This window comes from Hydrocoleum sp. CS-953, from assembly GCF_002260545.1.
Classification (GTDB): domain Bacteria; phylum Cyanobacteriota; class Cyanobacteriia; order Cyanobacteriales; family Microcoleaceae; genus Trichodesmium.
In genome coordinates this window covers 1-3,242 of sequence record NZ_LGSU01000478.1, presented here as the reverse complement: position 1 = coordinate 3,242, position 3,242 = coordinate 1, and the positions used below count along the sequence as shown (strand labels likewise).

3 protein-coding genes are annotated in these 3,242 nt (G+C 33.3%); 1 reads left to right on the top strand and 2 read right to left on the bottom strand.

Annotation, left to right across the window (positions count from 1 at the left end):
• Nucleotides 1-163: 163 nt before the first annotated feature.
• Nucleotides 164-1,066, top strand: coding sequence for a hypothetical protein (locus AFK68_RS04840; protein WP_094671817.1), 903 nt, complete (start codon nt 164-166; stop codon nt 1,064-1,066).
• 481 nt (nt 1,067-1,547) lie between these two features.
• Here AFK68_RS04840 and AFK68_RS04835 read toward each other — a convergent pair whose 3' ends face one another.
• Entirely contained in the window at nt 1,548-2,423 is an 876-nt protein-coding gene (locus AFK68_RS04835) for an ABC transporter permease (RefSeq protein ID WP_094671816.1), read from the bottom strand.
• A gap of 438 nt (nt 2,424-2,861) precedes the next feature.
• On the bottom strand, nt 2,862-3,242 hold a 381-nt coding region (locus tag AFK68_RS04830; protein ID WP_246843999.1), incomplete at its 5' end, for a 2OG-Fe(II) oxygenase.

The window sequence follows — 3,242 nt, the reverse complement described above, 5'->3', positions numbered from 1 at the left end:
CTCTGATAGCTGGTACTAGGTTCAGAGGGGAATTTGAGGAACGGCTGAAAAAAATAATGGATGAAGTCCGTGCTAATGGTAATATCATTAAAATAATTCCGAAAAAGCTATAGTATATTTCTTAACACTGAAATTTTTTTATAGCGTAGGGATAATATCAATTATGAAAGAGTTACCTGAGAATCAAACAAAGATATTTACTAAAATAATATGGGGCATAATTGGTGGAACTGTTTGGGGGATTTTATTTTGTGCTGCTTTGGCTGGTTTATTTATCGGAATTAATCAAAATTTAATCACTATTATAAGTGCATTATTAATGGGTATTTTGTGGTGTACAATTATCAGCCTAATCTGGAAATCATTAACGGGTAGACGAGATGAATCTAGCAAAAATTATATAATAGGTGGAATTATTGGTGGGTTATTTCTAGGTAGTGCTATTGGAGGATTAATGTTAGCAATATTAAATCGGGATGCTAACTTTGCTAGAGCTTATTTATCAGGAGCATTTCTTGGAGGAAGTTTTGGTTTTGTTTGGAGTTTATTTAAACCTCCTATGTTTTTAGGAGGTATGAGAATTTGGGGTAAGTCTGGAGCAATTTTAGGTGCAATTTGGGGTTCTTTTTTCGGCACAATTATAGGTATAGTTGCCACAGTTTGCTTACTATTTTGGAGTCAAGAAAATATTGATGTTAGTGCGAATAATTTACCTCAATTATTAATAGCTGCTCTGATTTTTGGTGGTGGAAATGGTGCTATTGGTGGAACAATATCGGGAATTATATTTGGTGGATTAATTATGGCTCCTCCTTTACCTTTAGCATTAGAATTAATTGGGATAAGAGGTGCAATTGTTGGAGGAATTTGGGGTTGTTTTTTGACGGCGATCACTTGGGGAATTATTGGCGGAATTTTATCTATAACTATTGGTGATAATTTGTTTTTAAATTTAGGAATTACTGGTCAAGTAACTTTGCTGAAAGGAGTAATTATTGGTGCAGGTATTGGCTCAATTTGGGGAATAATTTCTGGTGCTTTTTGGGGTGGTTTTGGTAGAATTTAGAATTCTGAATTCTGAATTTAGAAGCTAACTTCTTGGGGTGACTAAATTTGAGGGTTTAAGAATATTCTAATCACCGAAAAATTTGGGTAGTTACGCCGACTCTTTTAAGAGTATAAAAAAATAAGATTCCGTATTTCAAGCCTCCTTATTCGTTGGAGGTACTGATAACTGATAACTGATGTAATATTTTCTTGTAGGGATCTGGTGTCAAAATGACATTTTCGCTTTGATGTGGAAACCAAACCCTACAATTTTTTTTCATAAATCATATCATTTAGAATGACTAATTGTGAATAAAGAAGAAGAAAAAAAACTTCAACTTCAACTTCCTTCTTCCTTACCTTGATTAAACATTAGAGTATTAGACCTCTTGCAAAATTTTTAATTCTCTTAACTAAAGAGATAAAATCAACAATTTTTACCCCCTATTCCCTATTCCCTATTCCCTATTCCCTATTCTCTGACTTCTGAAATAAGTCTATTAATTTCTAAATTTAGGATTAACAAATTCATTCAATCCTTCTCCTAATAAGGATAACCCAACCACCATTAAAGTTAAAGTCAAACCAGGAAAAAAAGCAGTCCACCAAATACCTGTTGGTAAAGCATCTAAAGCCAACCTTAAATCATTTCCCCATTCAGCAGTTTCAGGAGGTAAACCTAATCCTAAAAATCCCAATCCTCCTAATACCAAAACTGCATCTGCAGCATTAAGAGTAAACAATACAGGAACACTTTGAATAACATTTAAAAATAAATAACGAGTCAACACTCTCCAGGTATTAGCACCCATCGCTCTTGCCGCTTCAATAAAAAGTTCAGTTTTCACACTAACTGTATGGTTACGAACTACTCGATAATACTGTGGAATATAAGCAATACTCAAAGCGATCGCTGCATTTAATATTCCTTTTCCTACGACAAAAGCTAAAGTTATAGAAAGTAATAATCCTGGTAAAGTATAAACAGTATCCATAAAAAATATTAAAATTTTATCAATTCTGCCACCGAGATAACCACTTACCATTCCTAATGGCACACCAATAATTAAACTTAATAAAGTCGCTAAAATTACAACTTGCCAAGCAACTTGTGCGCCGAATAAAGTTCGGGAAAAAATATCATAACCTTGACGACTTGTACCAAACCAATGTTCAAAAGAAGGTGGTTGATGTATGGGGTTACTGAGAAATTCTTGAGGGTCTTGGAGCAAGCCAAAATTTTCTAAAAGTGGAGCAAAAATAGCAATTAATATAAATAGAATTGTAATTGTTAAACCTACCCACATCATCTGCATTGAAATAGTGGGTTTTCCAGAGAGATTGAAAAATTTTACTCGTGAAAATCTACTTGTCATAATATGATAATTGTTCAACTTAAGAAATAGGATTTTAGCATAATATTGATACCAAGTCGGATGAGCGAAAAGCTGATTATAGATTCTCTCTGTTGCCTCACCCTAGAATCATATCGAATCCGTTTTCCTTTTTTCAGCTTGAGTCACTAAAAAGTTAGGATTTTAGTTTGACTATAGTATAAAAATAAAGAGATAAAATATCTGGGTATCTTCTCTAAATTTCCTATTCCTCCTGACTCCTTTCCCTACCAAAATACTTTATTCAGCAAACCCTAATTATTCATTATCCATTATCCATTATTAATTCCAGATCCAACCATTAAGAGTAAAGCGACTATCTGCAAAATTTTTAGAAGGGCAATTTACTGGTAAAACTTCGTGCCAATAACGACTAAGAAAGAAAATTATACTATTATTTTTGAGTGGAATTTTCTTAAATCAATTTGCCTGCTTATAGTAATTATTATCTATTTTTTCATCATATAGAACTAATTCTCCGCCAGAAAATTGTTGAGGTTGTTGATAAAAATAATAAACGTAGGTTATTTCTCTTTTAGCAACTTCTGGAATTCCATTATCATTATGTGTCTGATAATAATGACCATGATTATGAGCTGTTATCCATTTATCAAAAACCTTGCTATATTTGATTAGGTTTGGGTAGGGACGTTGCATAAGGGCGTCCGTACGTCCGTACGGGAGTGTGGGAGGTGGGGGGTAGGGACGTTGCATAAGGGCGTCCGTACACAGAAGAATAATGAACATTAAATGACTAATAATTAGGTAATAATTTATTTTACCTGTGTTAATTACTTGATA

Bases quoted from the DNA above. Each gene is read 5' to 3' on its own strand.
- AFK68_RS04840 (WP_094671817.1), top strand. From the start codon at position 164: ATGAAAGAGTTACCTGAGAATCAAACAAAGATATTTACTAAAATAATA.
- AFK68_RS04835 (WP_094671816.1), bottom strand. From the start codon at position 2,423: ATGACAAGTAGATTTTCACGAGTAAAATTTTTCAATCTCTCTGGAAAA.